Origin of the sequence: Neobacillus sp. OS1-2, assembly GCF_030915505.1 — a bacterium.
In the GTDB taxonomy this organism is placed as follows: Bacteria; Bacillota; Bacilli; order Bacillales; family Cytobacillaceae; genus Neobacillus.
In genome coordinates, this window is sequence record NZ_CP133265.1 from 3948161 (window position 1) to 3971105 (window position 22945).

Annotated in this window: 22 protein-coding genes; 21 read left to right on the forward strand and 1 reads right to left on the reverse strand. The window is 38.3% G+C overall.

Annotated elements, in window-relative coordinates:
- The 16 genes from RCG19_RS19585 to RCG19_RS19660 all read left to right on the forward strand — a co-directional run bounded on the left by RCG19_RS19585 (window position 1) and on the right by RCG19_RS19660 (window position 17962).
- Window positions 1–2166: a methyl-accepting chemotaxis protein gene (locus RCG19_RS19585; RefSeq protein ID WP_308108486.1), complete on the forward strand. Its 2166-nt coding sequence runs from the start codon at window positions 1–3 to the stop codon at window positions 2164–2166.
- Between the two features lie 158 nt (window positions 2167–2324).
- On the forward strand, window positions 2325–3446 hold the full coding sequence (locus RCG19_RS19590) for a putative bifunctional diguanylate cyclase/phosphodiesterase (RefSeq protein WP_308108487.1): 1122 nt from the start codon (window positions 2325–2327) through the stop codon (window positions 3444–3446).
- 98 nt (window positions 3447–3544) lie between these two features.
- Window positions 3545–4825 carry a diguanylate cyclase domain-containing protein gene (locus tag RCG19_RS19595; protein ID WP_308108488.1) on the forward strand — a complete coding sequence of 427 codons (1281 nt, stop codon included), beginning with the start codon at window positions 3545–3547 and terminating at the stop codon, window positions 4823–4825.
- 142 nt (window positions 4826–4967) lie between these two features.
- Window positions 4968–5411 carry a YaaR family protein gene (locus RCG19_RS19600; RefSeq protein WP_308108489.1) on the forward strand — a complete coding sequence of 148 codons (444 nt, stop codon included), beginning with the start codon at window positions 4968–4970 and terminating at the stop codon, window positions 5409–5411.
- Between the two features lie 57 nt (window positions 5412–5468).
- Window positions 5469–6335, forward strand: coding sequence for a flagellar hook-basal body protein (locus tag RCG19_RS19605; RefSeq protein WP_308108491.1), 867 nt, complete (start codon window positions 5469–5471; stop codon window positions 6333–6335).
- Window positions 6336–6360: 25 nt separating this feature from the next.
- On the forward strand, window positions 6361–7203 hold the full coding sequence (locus tag RCG19_RS19610) for a flagellar hook-basal body protein (RefSeq protein WP_308108492.1): 843 nt from the start codon (window positions 6361–6363) through the stop codon (window positions 7201–7203).
- A gap of 153 nt (window positions 7204–7356) precedes the next feature.
- Complete coding sequence (gene fliD / locus RCG19_RS19615) at window positions 7357–8874, forward strand: flagellar filament capping protein FliD (protein WP_308108493.1); 1518 nt, start codon at window positions 7357–7359, stop codon at window positions 8872–8874.
- A gap of 292 nt (window positions 8875–9166) precedes the next feature.
- The gene (locus RCG19_RS19620) at window positions 9167–9499 is read left to right on the forward strand and encodes a carbon storage regulator (protein WP_308108494.1); all 333 of its coding nucleotides are present in this window, start codon (window positions 9167–9169) and stop codon (window positions 9497–9499) included.
- Window positions 9500–9641: 142 nt separating this feature from the next.
- Complete coding sequence (locus RCG19_RS19625) at window positions 9642–11159, forward strand: flagellin N-terminal helical domain-containing protein (RefSeq protein WP_308108495.1); 1518 nt, start codon at window positions 9642–9644, stop codon at window positions 11157–11159.
- 356 nt (window positions 11160–11515) lie between these two features.
- Window positions 11516–11617 (forward strand): flagellin, encoded by a 102-nt coding sequence (locus RCG19_RS19630; RefSeq protein WP_309599050.1) that lies wholly within the window; start codon window positions 11516–11518, stop codon window positions 11615–11617.
- 219 nt (window positions 11618–11836) lie between these two features.
- Window positions 11837–12064, forward strand: a complete 228-nt coding sequence (locus tag RCG19_RS19635) for a hypothetical protein (protein ID WP_308108496.1) — start codon at window positions 11837–11839, stop codon at window positions 12062–12064.
- Window positions 12065–12098: 34 nt separating this feature from the next.
- Window positions 12099–12566: a hypothetical protein gene (locus RCG19_RS19640; protein WP_308108497.1), complete on the forward strand. Its 468-nt coding sequence runs from the start codon at window positions 12099–12101 to the stop codon at window positions 12564–12566.
- A 126-nt stretch (window positions 12567–12692) separates the two neighbouring features.
- Entirely contained in the window at window positions 12693–12896 is a 204-nt protein-coding gene (locus RCG19_RS19645) for a YjfB family protein (RefSeq protein ID WP_308108498.1), read from the forward strand.
- Window positions 12897–13099: 203 nt separating this feature from the next.
- Window positions 13100–14692 (forward strand): sensor domain-containing protein, encoded by a 1593-nt coding sequence (locus RCG19_RS19650; protein WP_308108499.1) that lies wholly within the window; start codon window positions 13100–13102, stop codon window positions 14690–14692.
- 344 nt (window positions 14693–15036) lie between these two features.
- Window positions 15037–15753 (forward strand): EAL domain-containing protein, encoded by a 717-nt coding sequence (locus RCG19_RS19655; protein ID WP_308108500.1) that lies wholly within the window; start codon window positions 15037–15039, stop codon window positions 15751–15753.
- 55 nt (window positions 15754–15808) lie between these two features.
- Complete coding sequence (locus RCG19_RS19660) at window positions 15809–17962, forward strand: HAMP domain-containing methyl-accepting chemotaxis protein (RefSeq protein ID WP_308108501.1); 2154 nt, start codon at window positions 15809–15811, stop codon at window positions 17960–17962.
- 95 nt (window positions 17963–18057) lie between these two features.
- Here the strand turns inward: RCG19_RS19660 and RCG19_RS19665 are convergent, their stop codons facing one another.
- Complete coding sequence (locus tag RCG19_RS19665) at window positions 18058–18507, reverse strand: 4-vinyl reductase (protein WP_308108502.1); 450 nt, start codon at window positions 18505–18507, stop codon at window positions 18058–18060.
- 174 nt (window positions 18508–18681) lie between these two features.
- On the opposite strand from RCG19_RS19665, the gene flaG reads away from it, so the two are divergent.
- The 5 genes from flaG to RCG19_RS19690 all read left to right on the forward strand — a co-directional run bounded on the left by flaG (window position 18682) and on the right by RCG19_RS19690 (window position 22920).
- Window positions 18682–19029, forward strand: coding sequence for a flagellar protein FlaG (flaG, locus tag RCG19_RS19670; RefSeq protein WP_308108503.1), 348 nt, complete (start codon window positions 18682–18684; stop codon window positions 19027–19029).
- A 35-nt stretch (window positions 19030–19064) separates the two neighbouring features.
- Window positions 19065–19640 (forward strand): DUF6470 family protein, encoded by a 576-nt coding sequence (locus RCG19_RS19675; RefSeq protein WP_308108504.1) that lies wholly within the window; start codon window positions 19065–19067, stop codon window positions 19638–19640.
- 249 nt (window positions 19641–19889) lie between these two features.
- On the forward strand, window positions 19890–21905 hold the full coding sequence (locus tag RCG19_RS19680; RefSeq protein WP_308108505.1) for a methyl-accepting chemotaxis protein: 2016 nt from the start codon (window positions 19890–19892) through the stop codon (window positions 21903–21905).
- 236 nt (window positions 21906–22141) lie between these two features.
- Complete coding sequence (gene flgM / locus RCG19_RS19685) at window positions 22142–22423, forward strand: flagellar biosynthesis anti-sigma factor FlgM (protein WP_308108506.1); 282 nt, start codon at window positions 22142–22144, stop codon at window positions 22421–22423.
- A gap of 11 nt (window positions 22424–22434) precedes the next feature.
- Window positions 22435–22920 carry a flagellar protein FlgN gene (locus RCG19_RS19690; RefSeq protein WP_308108507.1) on the forward strand — a complete coding sequence of 162 codons (486 nt, stop codon included), beginning with the start codon at window positions 22435–22437 and terminating at the stop codon, window positions 22918–22920.
- Window positions 22921–22945 lie beyond the last annotated feature (25 nt).

The following is a 22945-nucleotide window of genomic DNA, read 5'->3' on the forward strand; positions in this document are numbered from 1 at the left end:
ATGTTTAAGAAACTGTCAAATAACGTTTCAATGAATGTAAAACAATGGGTAAGTCATATTATTGTGATTGTATTTTTTGCATCACTTTCCATTGTGGCGTATAACAGCATCAATCATTTAAAGGAAGATATTCAGAATATAGGAAAAACACAACTTCCTAAGACAGAACTAATTGGAAATATGCGGGAAGAAGTAACCGGTATCCATCGCTATGTGAATCAGCATGCGTTTCTCCGTGACACAGCGGAGAAATCAGCAACAGAAAATTATATTAGAGAAAAAACCCTAAAGGTAAGAAAAGATATTAAAGAGATGGAAAAAATGCCTCTTCCTAGTGATAATAAAAAGTTATTGAATGATTTCAGTAAAAGTTTTGAGCAATACGTTGCCATTATTCCATCTTTAATAGAAGAATCGAAAAATAATGATTATGATGCGCTTCACGACAAATTGGACGATTTAAAGGTTCGGGGAGATAACGCAACAGCAGCCCTTAATACATTCGCAAATAATTCTCGTGAACATACCAATACGGCAGTCAAAGATGCCGAAAATAATTCGGCAGCCTATATTAAAGAAATTCTCATGGTATCCATTATTGCAGGACTATTCAGCATCATGGTTTCCTTCTTTATGACAAAACTAATTGCCCGCTCTGTAAAAGAGGTGGAGAACAATGTGGATAGAACGATGACTTCCATTTCTGAAATCAAGAAATCAATCGATGAATCTGCTGCAAGTTCACAGGACCTTGATACCCGGATGAAAAAGACCAATGATTCAGTTAGTGAATTGGTGTCATCGATTCAGCAGGTAGCAGGCAACACCAATATGACCTCATCAAGTGTGGATGAAATTTCAGCAGCAATTGAAGAAATGAGTGTGTCGGTTAATTTAGTAGCAGGGAACGCCAATCTTTTATCTGTTTCTGCAGAGGAAACTTCCTCGGCCATCCAAGAAATGATGGCTTCCATTGAGCAAGTGGCTGGCAGCGCCGGTACGGTTGGGGCAAGTGTTGAACAAATCTCAGCGGCGATTGAGGAAATGAGCAAATCGATAAAAGGTGTATACGAAAGTGCGGAGAATATAAACGGTACGGCAGATCAGACATCAAAAGCCGTAACGGATATTGTTACCTCCATTCGAAAAGTGGCAGAGAGTGTACAAACGGTTAATGAGCTCAGCTCTTCTGTAAAAAATGATGCGGTTGAGGGGACATCTTCATTAAATGAAACATTAAATGGCATGAAGGAGATTTCATATGTCATCAATCATGCAAGTGGTGTGATTGAAAGCCTTGGAAAAAGCTCCGAAGAAATTGGCAGCATTATTAAGGTGATCGATGATATCGCAGAACAAACAAACCTATTGGCACTAAATGCAGCGATTGAAGCAGCAAGAGCCGGGGAACATGGAAAAGGGTTTGCCGTTGTCGCGGATGAAGTTCGTAAACTTGCGGAACGTTCTGCAAAAGCGACAAAAGAAATTGCTATCCGCATCAAAGGAATTCAACAGGAGACAGCGGTTGCCGTTACATCGATACAAGATGGTTCAGATAAAGTAAGAGTAGGAAATGAATTAGCTGAAAAAACAAATCAGGCCATTCAAAAGATTTACCAGGGAATTATTGAAGTAACAGAAGAAATGAACCAAATTGCCAACGAAACGGATGAACAAACAAAGAATAGCGAGTATTTTGAGAGAGCCGTTGAGTTTACGATGAAGCGGACGACAGAAATGGCTTATTCCACAAAAGAACAATCGATCACCGCAGAGGAAATCGTAAAAGGAATTTTTGAAATTCAAGAACAAGTGCAACAAATTATTATTGCGACAGGTGAGGAAGCAGATGGTGCCCGTGCGATTGTTACGGCAGTTGAAAATGTAACCAACCAATCCAATTCAGTAACAAATGCAACGAAGGAACAAGCCCTGACATCTGAAGAAATTGTCCGAAATATTAATAGTATCAAAGAAATGGTTGACCAAATGACGGTCGCTACCGCCAACCAGGCGAAATATGGCGAAGAGATTGCATCAGAAGTTGAGCATGTTATTGAGCAGAGTGCAGAATTATCCTCTGGAATGGAAATGCAAGCGAAAGAAGTGAAAGAAGTGGTCACAGCCATTTCAAACGTTAAAGAAGAGGTTGAAAAACTAAGTTAAAGGATTATCCATTTCAAAAAAACTATTTAGTACAGAAACCTTAATCGAATCGGTTGGTTAAGAATTGATTCGATTAAGGTAAAATCATAAAAAGTTCAATGGGAAATGACTGATTCATCGCAAGTCTTAAACATACATATGGTGGTGAAAAGGAGATTGTGCGACATACATATGAAACATCTCATTTAGAAACCGATCTAAAGAAAGCGCTTGAACGAGAGGAATTCCTACTCAATTATCAGCCGAAATTAAATTTAATTTCTGGTAAAATTATGGGTGTGGAGGCACTGATCCGTTGGCAGCATCCGAACAAGGGACTCATCCCACCGCTTGATTTTATTCCATTTGCGGAGGAATCAGGACTTATTATCCCCATGGGAGAATGGGTTTTACGGACTGCATGCTTGCAAAATAAGGCATGGCAGGATGCAGGCTACACGCCAATCGTCATGTCTGTGAATCTCTCTATTCGTCAACTTGGTCAGCCTGCATTTGTTGATGTTGTTCGTGATATATTAAACAAAACAGAGCTTTCACCGGAATATTTAGAGCTAGAGATTACGGAAAGTATGATGGCAGATACAGAATTAGTTCTACCGATCATAAGGGAACTTAAAAGCCTCGGTTTGCAAATAAGTTTGGATGACTTTGGAACAGGATTTAGTTCACTTTTTTACTTGAAGGAATTTCCTATTAGTAAAATAAAAATAGATCAATCATTTATCAGAAATTGTACGTCCAATTCCAATAATACCACGATCGTGAAAACGATTATTGCCATGGCCCATCAATTAAAAATGGGTGTCATTGCGGAAGGAATTGAATCAAAGGATCAACTCAACTTTTTACAGGAAAATCTGTGTAATCAAGGACAGGGATACTTATTTAGTAAACCATTACCCCCAGAAGAATTGATACATTTCTTTAATGATATTGAGGAATTTATTGATCGGGAAGGGATTCTTCAAGGGCAAATGAATAAAAATATTACGGATGAAATGATGGAAAACGCCTCGCAGGAATTTTTTAGTACAGCAATTGAAAAAAAACAAATGGAAGAATCTTTACAACGTATTAAGGCAAAAATGTTATTGATTGAAAACAAGCTTCTCAAATTTACGCAGGATTTGAGTAATCCTCTTTTTTCTATTAAGAAATTGATTCAGAAATTAGAAATAGAATCACCCATTTCTTCTGAGAATCTACTAGATGAAGTTCAGCGGATCGAACAAATATTACATGAGGTATTAACAATTGCGCAAAGTGATAATAGCGGCTAAATTAAATCGTCAACTTTTCTTATTTCCTATTCTAAGAACAGAGAAAAGCGTATGAATGTACACCGTATGGATTTATCAAAGGGAAGTGTTAAACGACTATGACACTTAATGAAAGTTCTAATGAACTATTCCAATCTATTGTGGAGGAAAATCCCGATGCAGTACTTGTTTTTTCAGTAGATGGAAGAATTGTTCAGTTAAATCGAAGGGCAGTGGAAATACTTGGCTACACGGTTGAGGAAGCTCAAGGGATTCACTTCCGGAGGGTAATCGTTTCTAAACAAAAAAAGGTATTTGCTCACTTTAAAAAAGCAGTGCAAGGAATACCGTATAAGGAAGAAATCGATGCCTATCACAAAAAGGGGAATGTTTTGCACCTACAAGTAAAGTGCATTCCATTAAAGTCTCAACATAAGATCATCTGCTATTTTTGTATCGTGAAAGATTTAACAGAATTTTATAAGGCGAAGGATTCACTAAGAGATAGCGAAAGAAGATACCGGCTTCTAGCTGATAATTCGCTAGATTTAATCCAATTGCTTAATTTAGATGGTGTGGTCACATATGCCTCACCTTCACACAAGACGGTATTGGGTTATAATGCAGAAGAATATATCGGAAAATGGGTGCTTCATCAGCCAGATGGCGTTGTGGATGAAGGCTTTAAAGATACGTTTGTCAACATGGTTCTTACCCAGAAAGCATTTACACGTGAAATCCATCGCATCCATCCATCGGGATATGATGTGTGGCTGGAGTTGAAAGGGACACCCATGTTTGATGAGGACGGAAACTTTCAACATATGATGTTGGTGGGGCGTGAAATTACGGAACGGAAAAACTACCAAAAGGAATTGGAGTTCTTAAGTTTCCATGATGCGTTAACAGGTGTTCCCAACAGAAGACTTTTTAAGGAAAAATTAGAGCAGGCCCTTAAAGAAGGGAAGCGGTACAACCGAAAATTTGCTGTCCTGTTTATTGATTTGGATCATTTTAAACGAATTAATGATACCTATGGTCATGATATTGGCGATGAACTCTTATTGGAATTTTCGCTGCGAGTAAAAAATCAACTGCGTGAAACCGATACATTGGCGCGTCATGGCGGTGATGAGTTTACCATCATCCTATCTGAGCTGATTGATGAAGAGGATGCACTCATTATTGCGAAACGAATTCTTGCTTCATTAAAGGAACCATGGAAATTCGGGGAGCATGTGATACAAATGACATTAAGTATGGGCATTGCTTTTTATCCGACTGATGGCACCACTAGTGATGAACTATTAAAACATGCGGATAATGCCCTTTATGTGGTGAAGGAATCAGGCAGGAACAATGTTCAGATCTATTCTAGGTTAACGGAGGATTTATCCTAGGCTCTTATCAAACGAGATAAGGGCTTTTTTCTTTTTTTCTCTATAACTGGTAATGAAATTTTGATGCAGATGAAGTATAATTAAAGCATCATTTTGATTATTACTTGATAGATTTTGATGAAGAATGTGAGGATGACTCCTTTTGAAGATACAAGACCCGGTAAGAGTCAATATTGGTGATCCCCGGCCGGCCGGAGCGGAGCGGTCCAACGCCAATCAAGCAGCTTTTCAAAAAATTATTAGCTCCTATTCGAAGGATCTAACGAAGGATTATCTACATAAGCTGCTGGAGGATATTGATCAGCAAGGCCAGCAGTTATCTGACAATCCAACCTTTCGTGAGCTACATAAATATAAGGATCTAGTGAAACAGTTTATGGGAGAAGTGACAAAGAACGGGTTGGCCTTGCATCAAACTGAAAGCTGGGACATGTACGGCGGCAACAAAACGCTTAAAACGATTCAGGTGCTCGATCGTAAATTGATCGAACTAACCGACCATGTGTTAAATCAACAAACAACAGGTTTAACTCTTTTGGAACGAATTGGTGAAATGAAAGGGTTATTGCTTAATTTATATACCTAAAGAGACAGAAAGATATAGCGAACGGTCAGTGTGGATGGTTCGAAGGGAGTAAGAAACATGTTAAAAGGTTTATATTCTGCCGCATCAGGGATGTATTCACTGGAGCGCAAGCAAGAGGCTCTTGCCAATAATTTGGCCAACGCGCAAACACCAGGATTTAAGAAGGATGATACCGTGCTGCGTGCTTTTCCTAATTTATTAATGACTAGAATACGAGATTTTAATGAAAATGGGAATGGTTCCGGTGCCTCGCAGATACCAGGACAGCCAGTCCCGATTGGTGAACTCTCCACAGGGGTGTATGCACAGGAACGGATACCAAGCTTTCAACAGGGCTCATTAGTACAAAGCAGCTTGCCGCTTGATGTTGCCATCGATGATCAGGCGATTCCGATGCAAAATGTGAGTGGACGCATAATTAAGCCTACCGCCTTTTTTGCGGTTCAGATGCCAGATGGTGGGGTCGGCTACACAAGGAACGGTAAGTTTGATTTGGATTCGAATGGCAACGTGGTAACATCGGATGGGTATCGAGTGTTAGGAGCGAATCATCAGCCACTTCAACTTGCGAATGGGATTAGAAAAGAAGATTTGCAGATTAACGGTGATGGTCAAATCACGGTAAATTCGGCGAATGTTGGCCAAATTGGCATTGCAGTGGTTCAAAATCCATTCGAACTTCGTAGGCTTGGCGGCAATGTTTATCAGTCAGATACACAGGCACCGTTTATTCAGGATGCCGGAGGAGTGAATCCTGGAGTTTCCCTACAACAAGGGTATGTTGAGCAATCTAATGTGGATGCCGGGCAAACGATGTCAGAAATGATGCTGACAGTCCGTGGATATGAAGCCAATCAAAAGGTGATCACAGTGTATGATCAATCTTTACAGCAGTTAAGTTCTGTTGGGAAACTAAACGGATAATTGAGGAAGAACAGGAGCTAAACAGATGAATACTTCATTATATATTTCTTCCGGTGCACTAAATGCATTCCAGCAAAAAATTGATACTACGGCAAATAACGTAGCGAACGTGAATACAACAGGGTATAAGCGCCGAGATCATAGTTTTTCGGAAATTTTAGCGAATCAAATTAACAACCAGACTAAGTCGAATCAAGAAATCGGCCGGTTAACACCTAATGGCCTTCGCGTTGGCTATGGTGCTCGTTCTGGTCTAACCCAACTGGACACTGCGCCGGGACAGGCTATTGAAACGGGAAATCCGTTTGATTTCATGATCCAAGGGAACGGCTATTTTCAAGTAGGCGAGCCTGCTTCCGGTGAAGTACGTTATACGCGCGATGGAAGCTTTCATTTAAGCCCGAATCCTGCTAATCCCGATAGTTACTATTTGGCTAATGCTAAGGGCGGCTATTTGCTGGATCAAACTGGCAAACCGATTGAGCTCGATGCTAAGTATGATGTGAATATTGACTCCAGCGGGCAAATTAATTTAAAAAATAAAAATGGTTTAGAAGCATCATTTACCTCAGCGCAGCGAGTGGGACTTGTTGATATTCAAAATCCATCGATCCTTCGTAATGCCGGAGGGAATGAATTTGCGATTGACCCAGCGGCATTGCCTAACGGAGGGAATGTGGCTGACTATGTGAGGATGCAACCTGCGGGAATGGCGCAAATTTCAACCGGTTTCCTTGAGGGATCGAATGTCGATTTAACGACAGAGATGACGGAATTGATGATGGCCCAGCGGAATTTTCAAATGAATGCCAGAGCGGTTTCTTATGCAGATCAGATGAATGGGATTGCGAATAGTATTTTGAAGTGATTGAGTAAGCTAAGGCCGCCTCACCTGTGGGTGATCGCGGTCTTTTTACATATTTACTTAACTTTTATGGGATATAACCGATACATGAGTATAGAAGATTCATAATAGCGGAAAAGTCCTAGTTGATAACACTTAAATGAAGGGGGAAACAGAATGGTCAGTGTGAACTTGACAACACATGTATCTGGACTAGCGTCCGGGATGGATACTGAAAAAATGGTTAGCGATATGATGGCGGTAAACAGAATCCCTTTGGATAAATTAGAGCAGTCAAAAACACTTAACACCTGGCGGACCGATGCTTATCGAGAAATTAATACGAAAATTGCTAGTTTTCGAAGTGCGATGGAGGATTTACGGCTTGAGGGGACATTTACTTCTGCTCAAAAGGTGAGTTCAAGCAGTTCTAGTATAGATGTTTCAATGTCAACAAAATCGACACTACTAAACTTTACGATTTCGAAAGCAGATTTGGCGATCCCTGCACGAGGGAGTTCGGTAAGTTTTGCAACTGGAATAGCCAGTGGATCAGCAAAATTAGTTGAGGATGGATCTGATACAAATAAATTAAGCTTCACATTAAATGGGACTGACATCGCTATACCTGAAACGAGCACTTTTGATGAGGCGATAAAAATCATTAATTCTTTTAGTGATAAAACCAAGGTGATAGCCTCCAATGTTGGCGGCTCGTTAGTTTTTAATACGACTGAAACAGGTTCAGATAAAACGATAGCGATTACCGGTTCAAATGATAAAGCAAAATCTTTATTAAATATTGCAGATGGCACCACTACAAATGGGGCTAATGCAGTGCCTGGTGAAGTGATCATTAACGGGACGACCATTAAGGTAGCGGACAATACATTTATTTATGACGGTGTCCAAATCAATCTTAAACAAGCAATTCCCGACGGAAGCAATGTCGCCGTTAAAGTAGTCCCGGATACGGATAAGATTTTTGATAAAATGAAAACCTTTGTGGAGAAATATAATGATTTAATCAAAGATTTAAATGACAAGCTTGGTGAAACAAAAAATCGTAAGTATCCACCATTAACAGCCGCCCAAAAGAAGGAAATGAAAGAAGATGATATAAAGCTGTGGGAGGAAAAAGCGAAAAGTGGGATGTTGGCAAATGATCCTACGATTAGGCAATTCTTGACTCAAATCCGGACAAGTATTAATGAGGCAGTACAGGGAGTTACCGGGACTGTAGGCTCATTGAAGGATATTGGCATTACCACAAGTACAAATTACAGGGATAATGGGAAATTAACATTAGATGAAACAAAGTTAAAATCGATGCTGTCCACAAATTTGACTGATATTCAAAAATTGTTTGCCAGCAAGTTTGATACCGGTGTGCCAAGTGACAATACCATCACCAGTTCAGAAAAATATTCAAAAAGCGGTTTGGCAGTAAGGGTATACGATCGAATTGGTGATATTATTGATAAATTAAAGGTAATTGCCGGTGCGCCAGGGACGGTTTCTGTTAATAGTAATCTGGCCAAAGAAGCAGCAACGATTGATAAGAATATGGCCAAGGTGCAAGATCGACTAGCAACTCAAGAACAGAATTTATGGAAGAAATTTAATGCAATGGAAGAGGCATTACAAAGATTAAATTCTCAAAGTTCGTGGCTATATCAGCAATTGGGGCAATAAACAATATAAATCAAAAAGGTAATCTGGATAATATTCAGATTACCTTTTTGATTAGGAAAATAATTTCTTCAAAATACTAAACTATCTTTATGACTTTCCGATAAAAATAATATCAAGAAATTGTGGTTGTCTTTTATAAATAATACATAAATAATTTTGATAAAACTACTAAATTTATTTTTGGATTATCCGATAATTAAATTAAGGGATTTGTGATGGTAGTTTTGGGTATATGGTTGAAAGCTTCTGACAAATTTCTTGGTGTAAAAATGGAAAGGGGTGGCGCAGCAAGGTGTTGATTGTAGGCAGGGAAGTTGGACAATCGGTGATTATTGATAATGAAATCAAAGTGACTGTTCTTCAATACGGTTCAAAGTTCAAGCTTGCTGTTGATGCTCCAAACTACGTTAGGATTTCGTCAATAAGTCAAAATCCAAACAAACAGGGCTGGCCTAAAAAGACGGATCGAAAAATAGGTCAAACGGTGCAAATTGGTGATCATGTGAAGATTGCCATGATTCAAACACAATCGGGCCTGTTGCGATTCGCAATTGATGCTCCAAAAGAAATTAGTGTATTTCGCGAAGAAATATACAAAAAACAAGCGAAAGAACTTATTAGTTAATCAAACTTTAAGAATGGATGAATAATAGTTTCTTAGCAAATTCATTTTGATAATAAACCCATCCGGGAATTATTATATAAACTTTGCGGAAAAAACTTCTGCAAAACAAAATAATTAAACAATAACTAGGAGGTTTTCACAAATGCAAATTAATCACAATATTGCAGCACTTAACACTTACAATAAGTTAAACGCTGCATCGAATGCACAACAAAAATCAATGCAAAAACTATCTTCAGGACTAAGGATAAATAGTGCTGCAGATGATGCTGCAGGCTTAGCAATTTCTGAAAAAATGCGTGGACAGATTCGCGGACTAGATATGGCTTCTAAGAATGCACAGGACGGTGTGAGTTTATTGCAAACGGCCGAGGGTGCCTTAAATGAAACTCAAGATATATTACAACGTATGCGTGAATTAGCAGTTCAAGGATCGAATGATACCTCTACAGATTCAGACCGTACAGAAATTCAAAAAGAGGTTTCTCAATTGAAGGATGAAATTGATAGAATCTCTGGTACAACAGAATTTAACACAAAGAAATTACTAAATGGTGATTTAGAGGCAGGAAGTGCAACAGCTAAAGCAACAAAGTTAGACTCAGTAGCTTTAAAAACTTCTGCTACACAGGGTACTTCTATTGGAGCAAATGCACTTGCAGCTAGTACTACAATTACAACTGGAACAAATGACCAGTTAAATATTAATGTGGATGGTGCCGGAGCAAACGAAATTACATTATCAGCAGGCACATATACAGCTCAAGGGTTAGTAGATGAAATAAATGATCAAATTGGGAAAACAGGTGCATTGGCGGGAAAAGTAACCGCTGAGTTAACATCAGACGGAAAACTTTCATTCGTATCGGCAACAACTGGTGCAAGTAGTAGTGTGGCAATTACTGCGGGAACAAAAGATGCTTTAGTAGCAAGCACCATTAACTATGGTACACCAGTTGCTGCAAACGGAACTGCATCAGCAAATACCTCAACAGGTTCAACGACCTTAGTTTCCTTAGCTGATTCTAATGGAAATAACCTTGGGATTAAAGCAGGCAATCAAATTAATGTTAGTGTTATTGTTGGTGGTAAAGAAAAAACCGCATCATTGGCTGTAACTAGCACCACAGATTTAGATGATTTAGCAACATCTATTCGTGATACTATCGGTGGAACTGCACAAGTTTCTATTAGTAATAATAAATTACAAATTACTGGTCAATTAGGTGAATCTTTCGAAATATCTAACTTGAATCTTTCTGTACAAAAATCTTCAACAGATAAAACAGAAGTAGCAGATAATTTTACAAATAAATTAAGTTCATATAAAGAAACTCAAACAGCAAAAGATATTAAAGATGATGGTTCTCTATCATTCCATATTGGTGCTAATCAAGATCAAACAATGAAGGTAGATATTAATGAAATGAGTGTTCAGTCACTGGCATTATCTTCGGTAGATCTCTCTACTCAGCAAGGTGCTGAAACTGCAACAACTGTTATTCAAAATGCATTAGATAAAGTTTCCGCAGAACGTTCAAAACTCGGTGCATTCCAAAACCGATTAGATCACTCGATTAACAATTTAGGAACTTCTTCTGAAAACTTAACTGCTGCGGAATCTCGTATCCGAGACGTAGATTATGCTTTAGCTGCCTAAGCAGTGACAAGCACAGTCGTCCTAGCTGGTAACGGCTAGAGATCATTATCGGGTGAATTGCTGGAAAACCCTTAGAGCTTTTCTTACCACAACGTAGTTGAAAACGACAAGCGTGATGGTTTGATAAAAGAAAAGATTGGGCAATCAGCAGCCAAGCTCCTGTTCCGAAAGGATGGAGAAGGTTCAACGACTAGGATAGACCATCTAAGGCGAAAGCTATGATGATGAAATCCATAGGTGAAACAATGGTCATCAGCGTTGTGAATCCGAAGTGCCCGACCCCTACTAGATTGCTAGAGGGTGAAGATATAGTCTAGTCATTTATGAAAGTAAATGTTCGCACGATGGCGAAAGAAATGATGAACCAAACTAAGAACTCTATTCTTTCTCAAGCAGCACAAGCAATGTTGGCTCAATCTAATCAGATGCCTCAAGGAGTATTACAACTTTTGAGATAATGATTTGAAGGGCGTCTAGCTTGGTAACGAGCTAGAGGATAACTGGGTGAATTGCTGGAACTTCCTAAAGCCTCATCAGCCACAACGTAACTGGAAACGGTAAACGTGAAGGTGTGAAAATGATGAAGATGAACAATGGATAATCAGCAGCCAAGCTCCTGTGAGGAAACTTTGGAGAAGGTTCAACGACTAGAGAACACGGTCTAAGGCGGAAAGGCTATGGCTATGAATCTCGTAGGGCAGCAAAAGCTGTTCGAAGTGCCCAGCTCCATGAAAACCATGGATGAAGATATAGTCTTTTCTGTGACCGAAAGGCATAGCGGCAAAGCAAGCCAACCAACAACCACAAGGAGTTCTACAACTTCTTCGTTAATATTTTTTACAAAAGGAGCCAGGGTAATAACTGGCTTCTTGTTATTTGGAAAACTTTTTTTAGTGGTAAAGTAATCCTATAATTAGAACATAGGTAGGTACAATTTTTATGTTTATTTTTTCTATAAATTCAACAGAGAGTAAAGTTGAAGTCTTAATTTCAGTATTAAATCATTTAAGACTAATAATATTTTTATTTTTCGCAATAGTTTCTCTAATAGGGACTATAGATAAATATTTACCAAACTTATTCCCGTCTTTTTTAATTGGATTAAGTACTGCAAAAACAGCTAATTCTAACTCCCGGTTTCTAAAGCTTGTTTTGAGCATGATAGAATTATTTAGTATTGTTTTATGGGAAATTTCAAGTGCACTATTTAAACTTTTCTTTGCTGCATTGACGCTATTAATTGTATTAGTAAAGAAAGTGACACTCCCGTTTATGGAAAAGGCAGCTAAATCTTTAGAAGATACATCTCAAAAAATAGATGGATTATCAAAAAAGGTTGAAGTGATGTCTCAAAAAGTTGAAGATATATCTTATAAAATGAACGGAGAACCTGGAAGTAAGAAATAAAAAACAAATTAATTATAGGAGGTACATAACTTTTAAATGTATTTTCATAAATCGTAGGGAAGTGAATTTTTTAGAAAAATAGTTACATTCTTATGTTAATTAATATAGTAGAAAGGTGATGTTTTCTTGGATATCTCATTAATCTCAATGGTATTAAGTCAAGGTAAAGTTCAGCAGGAAGCTTCCATGTCAGTTATGAAGATGGCAATAGGAAATGTAGAACAACAAGGTGGTGCTATTCAGGAGTTAATGAGTACGTCTGATGCAACCACCGCCACCTACCATGCCTCTCAGCCCCATTTGGGCGGTAGTATCGTTTTGAAAGTGTGAGGATGAAAGAATGGATAATCAACCGCTGCTCCCATGATAAAAATTTCTACATATGTATATAATGCCATTGATGTTTTCTTCCTTTTTTGTTTGTACAATATTATTATGGCGATGCAAAACTCCAAAACCTTGATTTCAGTCAAGGTTTTTAGTTTTAAATAAAGGTACCCTTTACTTAGTCTGTTTTTTGAAAGGGAATGAATATGGATACAACAATTCTACAACAATTTCGAACAATGATGATTATTATTAATTGTAAGGGAGAGATTACCTTTGCAAATGATGCATTTGTTGAGAAAAGCGGCTATTTTCATGAAGAGTTAATGGGGGTAAGCACGGATCACTTTATTAGTGACATTGATTCAATCCTGACCAACAAACATGGGCAAGCATCCCTTAAAACGAAGAAAGGGGAAGAAATTTCATATTGGGTCGAAGCCAGTTTTCTTGATGACCATAATCAAATTGGTTTGATTTTGACAGATATCAAAATGAATGGGCTGGATCCCTTAACCAATCTCCCGAATCGTTATCTGTTTACAAAGCATTTACAAAGGGCCATTCACCTTGCTAACGAAATGAATAATCTGTTAGCAGTATTGTATATTGACCTGGACCGATTCAAGTTCATCAATGACACATTAGGTCATACATACGGTGATATACTCCTTAAACAAGTATCACAAAGGTTGAAGAAATGTTCTGGTTTAGGAAATATGGTGGCCAGAATGGGTGGGGATGAATTTATTATTTTGCTAACCGATTTACAGCGTGAAGAGGATATCGATAGAAAGGCTATGGAAATATTGCGTGCCTTTCGTATGCCCTTTCAATTAAAGGAAACTGAAATTTATATGAATCCAAGCATTGGGATTAGTCTGTATCCATATGACGGGGATGAAATTGAAACACTCATTACAAATGCGGACATGGCCATGTATCGAGCAAAAAGAAACGGGCGAAAAGAAATTGAAAAAGCCAGCGTCGAAATTGCTGCGGGCTCATTTGAAAAATTAATGATCGAAAATAGTTTGTACAGTGCTTTAGCAAATGAGGAATTGACTTTACATTTTCAGCCGCAAATACATTTAACGGAACAAAAGATTGTTGGAATGGAAGCGTTATTAAGATGGACGCATCCCGAAATTGGTGATATTCCACCCGCTGAGTTTATTCCCATCGCGGAGGAAACGGGTTTAATTTTACCTATCGGGGATTGGGTCATTCGGAATGCTTGTCGACAAATAAGAAAGTGGCTAGATGCGGGGATACAAAATATCAAAGTAGCTGTTAATTTATCGGCCAAGCAATTTTTACAACATGATCTTGTGGATAAAATTCAGCAGGTGCTCGAAGAATTTTGGCTTCCTGCCAACTGTTTAGAAATTGAAATTACCGAAAATATGATGATGTATGACATTGATTTTGCATCAGATATCCTAAACAATCTGAAAGACATCGGTGTGCACATTGCAATAGATGATTTTGGAAAAGGGTATTCTTCTTTGCAATATTTACAGAAGCTCCCACTAAATACCTTGAAAATAGACAGATCCTTTATCTTTGATATAGACACCAATCCGAGTAGTAAGGTTTTAACAAATGCTATAGCCAATTTAGCACATGCTCTAAATATGGAAGTGGTGGCAGAGGGGGTTGAAACAGAGGAGCAGCTGAGGTATATGCAAAGCTTACATTGCGACAGTATCCAAGGGTTTTATTATAGTAAACCACTAAGCCCGGAAGCTGCAGGCCGATATTTACACCATCATAACAACATTACAGCTGAATGTTAAATTGTCACAATTACGACACAATTTCCATTTAGGGGTGGTTTTACATCGCGAGAAGGTAGATTATTGCCTATTTTTACAGGCTATTTTTGAATAAAAGGCATCAAAAATTGACAATTTTCGACAAAAAGATGGAGAAGTGTGGTAAAGGTCACATAAAAATCCATCAAAAAAGAGTAAATTTTATGATGGAGTAGAGATCCCCTTTGTATCATGAAGAATCCCTGATAATGGGTTACCTGATAGGTTAGACAACATCGCATGTAGAGTATACGAAGCGATAAAGATGATGAAAGAAGGGAGAAAAAATCACAAGCAACTCTACCAGTTAAGAGGAAGGGGCAAAAATGATAGAAACTAAATCCATTCACAAAATCATTGACCAGGAGGAGTTTACCCATTATTCGCAAGGAATCTATAATCTAGGAGACTGGGAAAAGATCGGTTCCGAGATTCTTCTACGATCAGACTATGGCAGCCCAGAGGTAATCTTTCAAGAAGCAAAAATGGCAAATCGTCTTTTTGAACTAGAAAAAAAATCTTTGTTAAAATTATTTCATACGTACATAAATGGAAGCGAATTAAAGGAATGCTTATTTATTAATGTATACCCTTCCACCATTATGCATCCAGATTTCCCTTTACTGATTAAAACAATCGTGAGCCTTATCTCGGCTAACCTAATTCATAAAATAACGTTTGAAATAATTGAATCGGAAAGGGTTGTTCATTTCGCCTTATTAAAGGAACGAATCAAATATTTAAAAGAATCGGGATTTCAAATTGCGATCGATGATATTGGTAAAGGGTGGTCATCACTTAGTATGATTATTGAGATTCAACCCAATTATTTAAAATTGGATCGATATTTTTCAGATAATCTTTCCATGTCACCATCAAAACAGAAAATGATCCAGTCGCTCTTAACCTATGCAAACGGGACAAAATCAAAAGTAATCCTTGAAGGCATAGAACTAGAGACAGATTTGGCAGCAGCAAAATATTTGGGTGTTCAAATGTGTCAGGGATACTTGATCGATAAACCCAAACCATTTTTGAATTAGTATCGGGTTGTCTGTTTTTTGTTAAATAGCAGGAATTTTCAAAGGGGAGTCCATCATGTTGAAGAACCTATCAATGAAGGCAAAACTATGGGGTAGTTTTACAGTCATTCTTTTACTTTTAGTTTTTATATCATTTGTATCCTATAAAAATTTAAATCACCTAAAGGATAATGTGCATTTTATCGGTAAAACTCAAGTGCCAAAGACAGAGTTTATTGGAGAATTAAAAGAAGATTTTACACGGATACGTCTTTACGTTGAAAAACATGCATATGAGCAATCGCCAGCTGATAAAGAAAAAATGGCAACGGTAGTGAATGATGAAATAAGCAATGTTAGAGGGAATATTAAGGAAGTAAATAAATTAAACCTGCCAAAAGAAAATAAAATTTTATTAAAAGAGTTTAGTGATAATTTCGAACAATATGTTGCTATGCTGCCATCTTTCTACCAGGTATCTAGTGGGAACGATTATGACAAAGTCCATCCAAAGCTGGATGAATTGGCAGCACTTGGAGAAAAGACGGTTATTTCTTTAAATGAATTTACACAAAATGCCCATAAGTATACACATCATTCAATCGAAGATTCTGAACAAAGTGCATCGCAATTTACGAAAGAAATCTTGCTTATTTCAGTTATCGCGGTTCTTTTTGGCATCATCGTCTCATTTTTTATAAACAAAGTCATTAGTCGGGCTGTAAATGGTGTAGTGAAAAATGTTGCGGTAACAACTCAGTCTGTGACTGAAATAAAAAAATCGATTGATCAATCAGCAACCAGTGCCCAGGTATTAGATGATTCTATGAATAAAGCGAATGATTCGATAAATGAATTGGTCGTTTCGATCCAACAGGTAGCAGGAAACACCAATATTGCTACTTCAAGTGTTGATGAAGTCTCGGCGGCAATAGAAGAAATGGGAGCATCGATAAACATTGTCGCCGAAAGTGCCGACCAATTAGCTGCTTCAGCTGAAGAAACCTCCTCAGCGATTCAAGAAATGATGGCTTCTATCGAGCAAGTAGCGGGTAACACGGAGAATATGGGTGCAGGTGTAGAACAAATCTCCGCCGCCATTGAAGAATTGAGCAAGTCGATAAATGGTGTGAACTCTCGAGCAATAAATTTGACTCAAACTTCTGAACAAACTGCTGAAACAGTGGAAGAAATGATTGTTTCGATCAAAAATGTTGCCGCTAGTGCGCAAACCGTTAATGAATTAAGTAATGCCGTGAAGAATGATGCCCTAGAAGGGACCGATTCATTGAATGAAACGCTAAATGGGATGAAGGAAATTTCACATGTGATAACAGGAGCAAGCCAGGTCATGAATGGACTGGGGAAAAGTTCTGAAGAAATTGGTCGAATCATTGTCGTGATCGAGAATATTGCTGGACAAACCAATCTTTTAGCCTTAAATGCTGCGATTGAGGCAGCACGTGCTGGGGAGCATGGCAAAGGATTTGCTGTAGTGGCTGATGAAGTTCGCAAACTCGCAGAGCAATCGGCTTCGGCAACGAAAGAAATTAGCTCCTTAATAAAAGGTATCCAAGATGAAACCGCAGTAGCAGTGGCCTCGATTCAAGAAGGTGCTACAAAGGTAGAGGTTGGGAATAAACTGGCAGAAAAAACAAGTGAAGCGATAGGTAAAATTACACAAGGAATTACACAAGTAACGGATGAAATGAATCAAATTGCCTTAGCAACAGAGGAACAGACAAAGAATAGTAGATTTATTACTAACGCGGTAGAGAATGTTAAGAAACAAGCAAATGAAATGACCCATTCAACAAAGGAAGAAGCAATCACTGCTGAGGAAATTGTCAACGGGATTCTTCATATTCATAGTCAAGTACAACAAATTAAACTGGCAACCGCCGAAGAAGCGCAGGGAGGACATGCCATTGTAGCAGCGGTAGAAAATGTCACGAATCAATCGAATTCGGTAACCAATGCCACAAAAGAGCAAGCATTGACGGCAGATGAAATTGTTCGAAATATTAATAGTATTAAAGAAAAAGTTCAAGAAATATCTTATGCTGCGAATGATCAAGCAAGATATGGAAAGGATATTGCCTTAGAAGCAGGTAACGTCCTACATCAAACAAAAACTCTTTATGAGAATATTGAAGTCGAAACAAAAGAGGCTGCCGAGGTCTCAAATGCGATTATGAAGGTAAATCAACAAGTAGCTTCATTAAAATAATACCGTGGAACATAAAACAGCCTTGGGGAAATGTAAGGGATGTATACAAAAAACCGGACAGTCTTTCCTGTCCGGTTTTTGCAGCCATTTAAGTATTAGTACAGTTTAATCCGATACTCGCAGCAGCTATCGCCATTAACATTACATTTTTCCTCTTGAACGGTTACCCTTCCATCATAAAAACTTGAAATAGCACCTTCAAGTATAGCACCCTCTAAATCGCAGACTTTATTTCCAGGATGTTGGGGAAGCCCTTTACAAAAACAATCATCAATTTTCACCAAAACCTCATTTTCTTGTGACTCAAGGACGGTTGGAATTCCGATTTTTAACTCTTCAAAGTGGGCTAGAACTTCTTCAATCTTATGTACTGGCAGGCTTTGGCCAATTTTTCTGCCAACGGCAATGGTAGTATTCTTTCCATTCATCGGTAACCCTTGATACATGCCAATTAAGCGGACGGAGCGGAACAGTTCTAAAGGAATCATGTTCCCTAGCGTTTTTCGATTGATTTTTTTCATATCATCATAGGTAAATAGTTCCATCGTGATAGCCTCCTATATGTCTGAACTATCTCTAGTATGACAAACGAAAAATCGTAAATCCTTGATATAAATCAAGTCTGGAAAGTATTTTTACATAAATAATCAATGACACTAAACATTTCCTTCCTTTGGCCGATAGAATATATAAAAGGGTAAAATATGGGAGAGATGGACATGTTGGATAAGTTGTCAAATAATCATCCAGCTGTGGAATTTCAGGTGAAACAGGTGGAGCAGGTACCGAAAGTAAAAGAGGCAACAAATGAACGAGAAGAGCAGCCGGAGAAGGAATTATTAGCGAAGGACAAAACGGAAAAGGTCATTGAAAGGATGAATGACTTTTTAAAGGAATCCAATACACATTTGAAATTCCAATTTCATGAAGGTTTACAGAAATATTATGTTGCCATTGTCGATGATACCACGGATGAGGTTATTAAGGAAATTCCGCCTAAGAAACTACTAGACATGTATGCCGCAATGACAGACTACCTCGGCCTATTAGTGGACAAAAAAGCTTAACAATAATTAGTCTTCATGAAAAGGGTGATGAATCCATGCAGCTCCCACAAATTCGATTACAACAAACCTACGCACAGATTGGGCTGCGGATCACACAGCCTGTACAAGAAATTCATCAAGCACCAGCGAATTTATCGATCAAACAAATTCCGGCAGAACTATCAATTGAGAAAAAAGCTGCACGCTTGGAAATCGATCAAATTGAGGCCTGGAATCAACTAGGTTTTAAAAATCTTAACGTGTTAGCGGATGAATGGGCGGAGGATGGTAAACAGGCTTGCTTAGAAGCAATTGGCCAAATTGCTGAAGAAGGTGACCAAATGGCAGCCATCCAAAATAAATCCGATGCCTTTGCAGCAATTGCCTTACAAAGGAGCACCCCGCCACCGACGAACTTCAATATCACCTTTATCCCTAGCTACGGCTCAGTTAAAATTCAGTTTACACCGACGGAGCTGTATATGGATTGGAAAAGAGGCGGAGCGGAAATCGAGGCGACACCGTCGCAATCGATTCATGAATATACCCCAGGAAAAACCGAAGTATATCTCCGGCAGATGCAACAGCTGGAGATTGACTTTGTGGGTACGAATATCAACGATAAAGGGTAATTCTTTTACAACAAAAGCAGTAGAAAGTTTGTGGTTATTGCCACATCCTTTCTGCTGCTTTAATTATTTTGAGCATATTCTGAATGGCAACCATCTATTTTTAATAAATGTTGACACAAATTTGGAACAAAGTTCGATAGGTTTCCTCAAAATTCCAATAAACTAATTTTGATTTTTCCCGATATAAAGAAGGGAATCAAAAATTTGATTAGAAGTTTGATAAAAGTAAAATTGACCACGGGGGTTCGTATGAAAGAGAATAAAGAATCGAAAATCAAATGGAATAGTGCGAAGACGAAGTTAATAGTCGGGATGACGGCTGTTTCGATCATTCCTACTATTTCAATCGCGATTATTTCAAATCTAGTCACGCAAAATATTATCGACGATCAGGTCTCAAAATCAACACACCAGCTCACTGAACAGGTGAGCACAAGTTTAGATTACAAGTTAGAAGGCGTTATTAATCAACTAAGCCTGTTGTCACACAATGTAAACTTTACCGAGTTTTATTCCAACTCGATGAATGCAGAATATGGAAGCAAATTATTGGATGGAACGTTGAAAACAAATAATGAATATGCCTTTGTTTATTTTGCCTCATCAAAAAAAGATATGATAAGTGCTCCAGATGAACCACTGCCGGAAGGTTATGATCCAACAGAGAAGGACTGGTACCTAAAGGCCGTTGAAAAGGATGGCAAGATTTACTATAGTGAACCCTACCATGATGAAGGTACAGGTCAATTAGTTTTAACGATTTCTCAGGTCGTGAAGGATCATCAAGGAAATGTAACAGGTGTCCTTGCGATTGATTTAGATATGACGAATTTTTCAAAATCCATGAAAAACATTAAAATTGGCAATAAAGGCTATATGACCATCATTGACCAACAAGGCAAATATATTTATCACCCTGAAGCCAAAAAGATTGGCTCAGCTTCTATCAAAAAGGTATCTCTATGGAAAGACATGAAACAAAGTAAACAAGGTGAAAGCAAATATGCCATAGACGGTGTAGACAAATATTCCAGGTTCCTGACAAATGACAAGACCGGCTGGAAATTTGTTTCTACATTGGATCAAACAGAACTGACCGAGAGTGCAGTCAAAATCAGAAATATGGGCTGGATTTTAACCGCTTTGTTTGGGTTATTATCGGCTTTAAGCGCGTATGTTTTCGGCAAGAGGATTGGGAAGAATATCCTTTCTGTGAAAGAAGCATTGGAAACTGCATCAAATGGTGATTTTTCCGCACGTGTCTCTATTAACGCAAATGATGAATTTAAGGAATTGGAACAGAGCTTTAATCATATGATGGAGCAATTATCGAACTCGCTCCATGAGGTGAGTGATACCTCTAAATCAGTATTAGATACATCTGCACATCTATCTGTGATCACAAATGAAACGAATGCTGCACTTTCCGAAGTGGCGCTTGCCATTGAAGAGATTGCACAAGGGGCAGGGCTCCAAGCTAAAAATATTCAAGTAAGTTATGACCAAATGAGGGGACTTTCACAGCAATTAGACGAAATTTCACTCGTAACTGAAAATATGAATCACGTTTCAACACGTTCTATGGAATTAAGTAGTAAGGGATTGGAGAAGGTCGTGTTCTTAACGGATAAGACATCTGTTACCAAATTCTCAACGGATGAAGTGGCGGCCATCGTAAAAGACGTGGATGTTCGGATGGAGGAAATTAACACCATTATTGAGGTGATTACAAGAATAACAGACCAAACCAACCTGCTGTCATTAAATGCTTCAATTGAATCAGCGAGGGCAGGGGAACATGGAAGAGGATTTGCTGTTGTTGCCAATGAAGTACGAAAGCTTGCTGAACAATCTAAGGCATCGGCGGATGAAATTAGGAAGATTGTCAACAGCATTAAGGCGGTCGTGAAGAATGCGGTTATGGCGATGGAACGGACGAATCAGGCTGTAACTGAACAAGATACGGCCGTTTCAGAAACGAAGGCTATTTTTAACGATATTTTATCTTCCGTTCATGAATTGGCACAAAAGGCTGAGGATGTGAAGATGTCTGTTAAGGACAGTCAAACAAACAAAGAAACACTAAATCAAGAGATGGATAGCATTACAGCTGTATCAGAGGAAACCGCCGCTGCTACGGAAGAAGTCTCTGCTTCTACTGAAGAAATTTCCGTTACCATGAGATCATTCTCCCAGCATGCGAACGGATTAAAGGAATTATCCGAGAAATTGGATCAAGAAATTAAGAAATTTAAAATCGAATAGAATAGTCGAAAAGAATCCCCGCTATTGGGGATTTTTTTGTTTGAAAGAAGTTATTGTCAATCAAACGAATTGTTCGATGATTATATAATGAAAAATGGTTGGAATTTTGATAAAATAGAATAAGTACGAATGGAATTACGGAGTTTTATATAAAGATCAATTATTCTTTTTTAAAATTGCTAAACTCTAAGCAACAATTTCCGATAAATACTAATAAGGATTAGGAGGGAACTGTTATGCGAATTAATGATACGAATTATGGGTTATATTCCTATCAAAAACAACAGAATCGTTCAACTAAAATAAATACAGATACAACTAAAAAATTATCATCTTCAGCCAATGTGGAAATATCATCACGCGGACGGGAAATTTCACAGGCGATGAAGTCAGAACAAACGGATCGCCAAAATCGGGTTCAAGGATTAAAGGCACAGATTGCCGCTGGAACCTATCAGGTGGATAGCAGCAAAGTTGCCAGCAAGATGCTTGATTTTTGGAAAAGCACAACAAACTAGGAGACGAGAAAATGAATTCAATGGATAAACTGATTCAGACTTTGGAGGCCATGGCTGCCACTCATACACAATTGCTTGATTTGGTAAAAGAGAAACGCGATCTTCTTGTTGGAGGCAGTATCCAAGGACTTACCGGTTTAATTCAACTTGAAAATAAATGTGCGGACAAAATTCAAAAGCTTGAACTAGAAAGACAAGAACAGGTCCAACTGTATCTGCTTCAAAAGGGAATATCGGGGCAGTCAAACACACTGGAACAGTTAATTAACATCCAGGATGACGCTGAATCCAAGTTTAAACTACAATCGATTGCTAAAAAGCTTCGAGGTTTAGTGGAGGCCATCTCTCAGGTGAATGAAAGCAATAAGCAGCTGATTCAAGCATCGCTTTCCTACATTCACTATTCGATCGGCATGCTGATTCCGAACGAACCGGCAATCGGCTATGGTCCGAATGCAGCCAAAAGGACGACAAGCTTTTTAGATGCGAAAATATAGTTACTAATAGATAAAGCAGGGGATT

Excerpts from the sequence above, each read along its gene's own strand:
- RCG19_RS19640 (WP_308108497.1), top strand. The coding sequence starts at position 12,099 with ATGTTTATTTTTTCTATAAATTCAACAGAGAGTAAAGTTGAAGTCTTA.
- RCG19_RS19630 (WP_309599050.1), top strand. The coding sequence starts at position 11,516 with ATGATGAACCAAACTAAGAACTCTATTCTTTCTCAAGCAGCACAAGCA.
- RCG19_RS19585 (WP_308108486.1), top strand. The coding sequence starts at position 1 with ATGTTTAAGAAACTGTCAAATAACGTTTCAATGAATGTAAAACAATGG.
- RCG19_RS19665 (WP_308108502.1), bottom strand. The coding sequence starts at position 18,507 with ATGGAACTATTTACCTATGATGATATGAAAAAAATCAATCGAAAAACG.
- flgM (WP_308108506.1), top strand. The coding sequence starts at position 22,142 with ATGCGAATTAATGATACGAATTATGGGTTATATTCCTATCAAAAACAA.
- RCG19_RS19650 (WP_308108499.1), top strand. The coding sequence starts at position 13,100 with ATGGATACAACAATTCTACAACAATTTCGAACAATGATGATTATTATT.
- RCG19_RS19595 (WP_308108488.1), top strand. The coding sequence starts at position 3,545 with ATGACACTTAATGAAAGTTCTAATGAACTATTCCAATCTATTGTGGAG.
- RCG19_RS19680 (WP_308108505.1), top strand. The coding sequence starts at position 19,890 with ATGAAAGAGAATAAAGAATCGAAAATCAAATGGAATAGTGCGAAGACG.
- RCG19_RS19610 (WP_308108492.1), top strand. The coding sequence starts at position 6,361 with ATGAATACTTCATTATATATTTCTTCCGGTGCACTAAATGCATTCCAG.
- RCG19_RS19660 (WP_308108501.1), top strand. The coding sequence starts at position 15,809 with ATGTTGAAGAACCTATCAATGAAGGCAAAACTATGGGGTAGTTTTACA.
- RCG19_RS19605 (WP_308108491.1), top strand. The coding sequence starts at position 5,469 with ATGTTAAAAGGTTTATATTCTGCCGCATCAGGGATGTATTCACTGGAG.
- RCG19_RS19690 (WP_308108507.1), top strand. The coding sequence starts at position 22,435 with ATGAATTCAATGGATAAACTGATTCAGACTTTGGAGGCCATGGCTGCC.
- RCG19_RS19625 (WP_308108495.1), top strand. The coding sequence starts at position 9,642 with ATGCAAATTAATCACAATATTGCAGCACTTAACACTTACAATAAGTTA.
- flaG (WP_308108503.1), top strand. The coding sequence starts at position 18,682 with ATGTTGGATAAGTTGTCAAATAATCATCCAGCTGTGGAATTTCAGGTG.
- fliD (WP_308108493.1), top strand. The coding sequence starts at position 7,357 with ATGGTCAGTGTGAACTTGACAACACATGTATCTGGACTAGCGTCCGGG.
- RCG19_RS19635 (WP_308108496.1), top strand. The coding sequence starts at position 11,837 with ATGGCTATGAATCTCGTAGGGCAGCAAAAGCTGTTCGAAGTGCCCAGC.
- RCG19_RS19675 (WP_308108504.1), top strand. The coding sequence starts at position 19,065 with ATGCAGCTCCCACAAATTCGATTACAACAAACCTACGCACAGATTGGG.
- RCG19_RS19655 (WP_308108500.1), top strand. The coding sequence starts at position 15,037 with ATGATAGAAACTAAATCCATTCACAAAATCATTGACCAGGAGGAGTTT.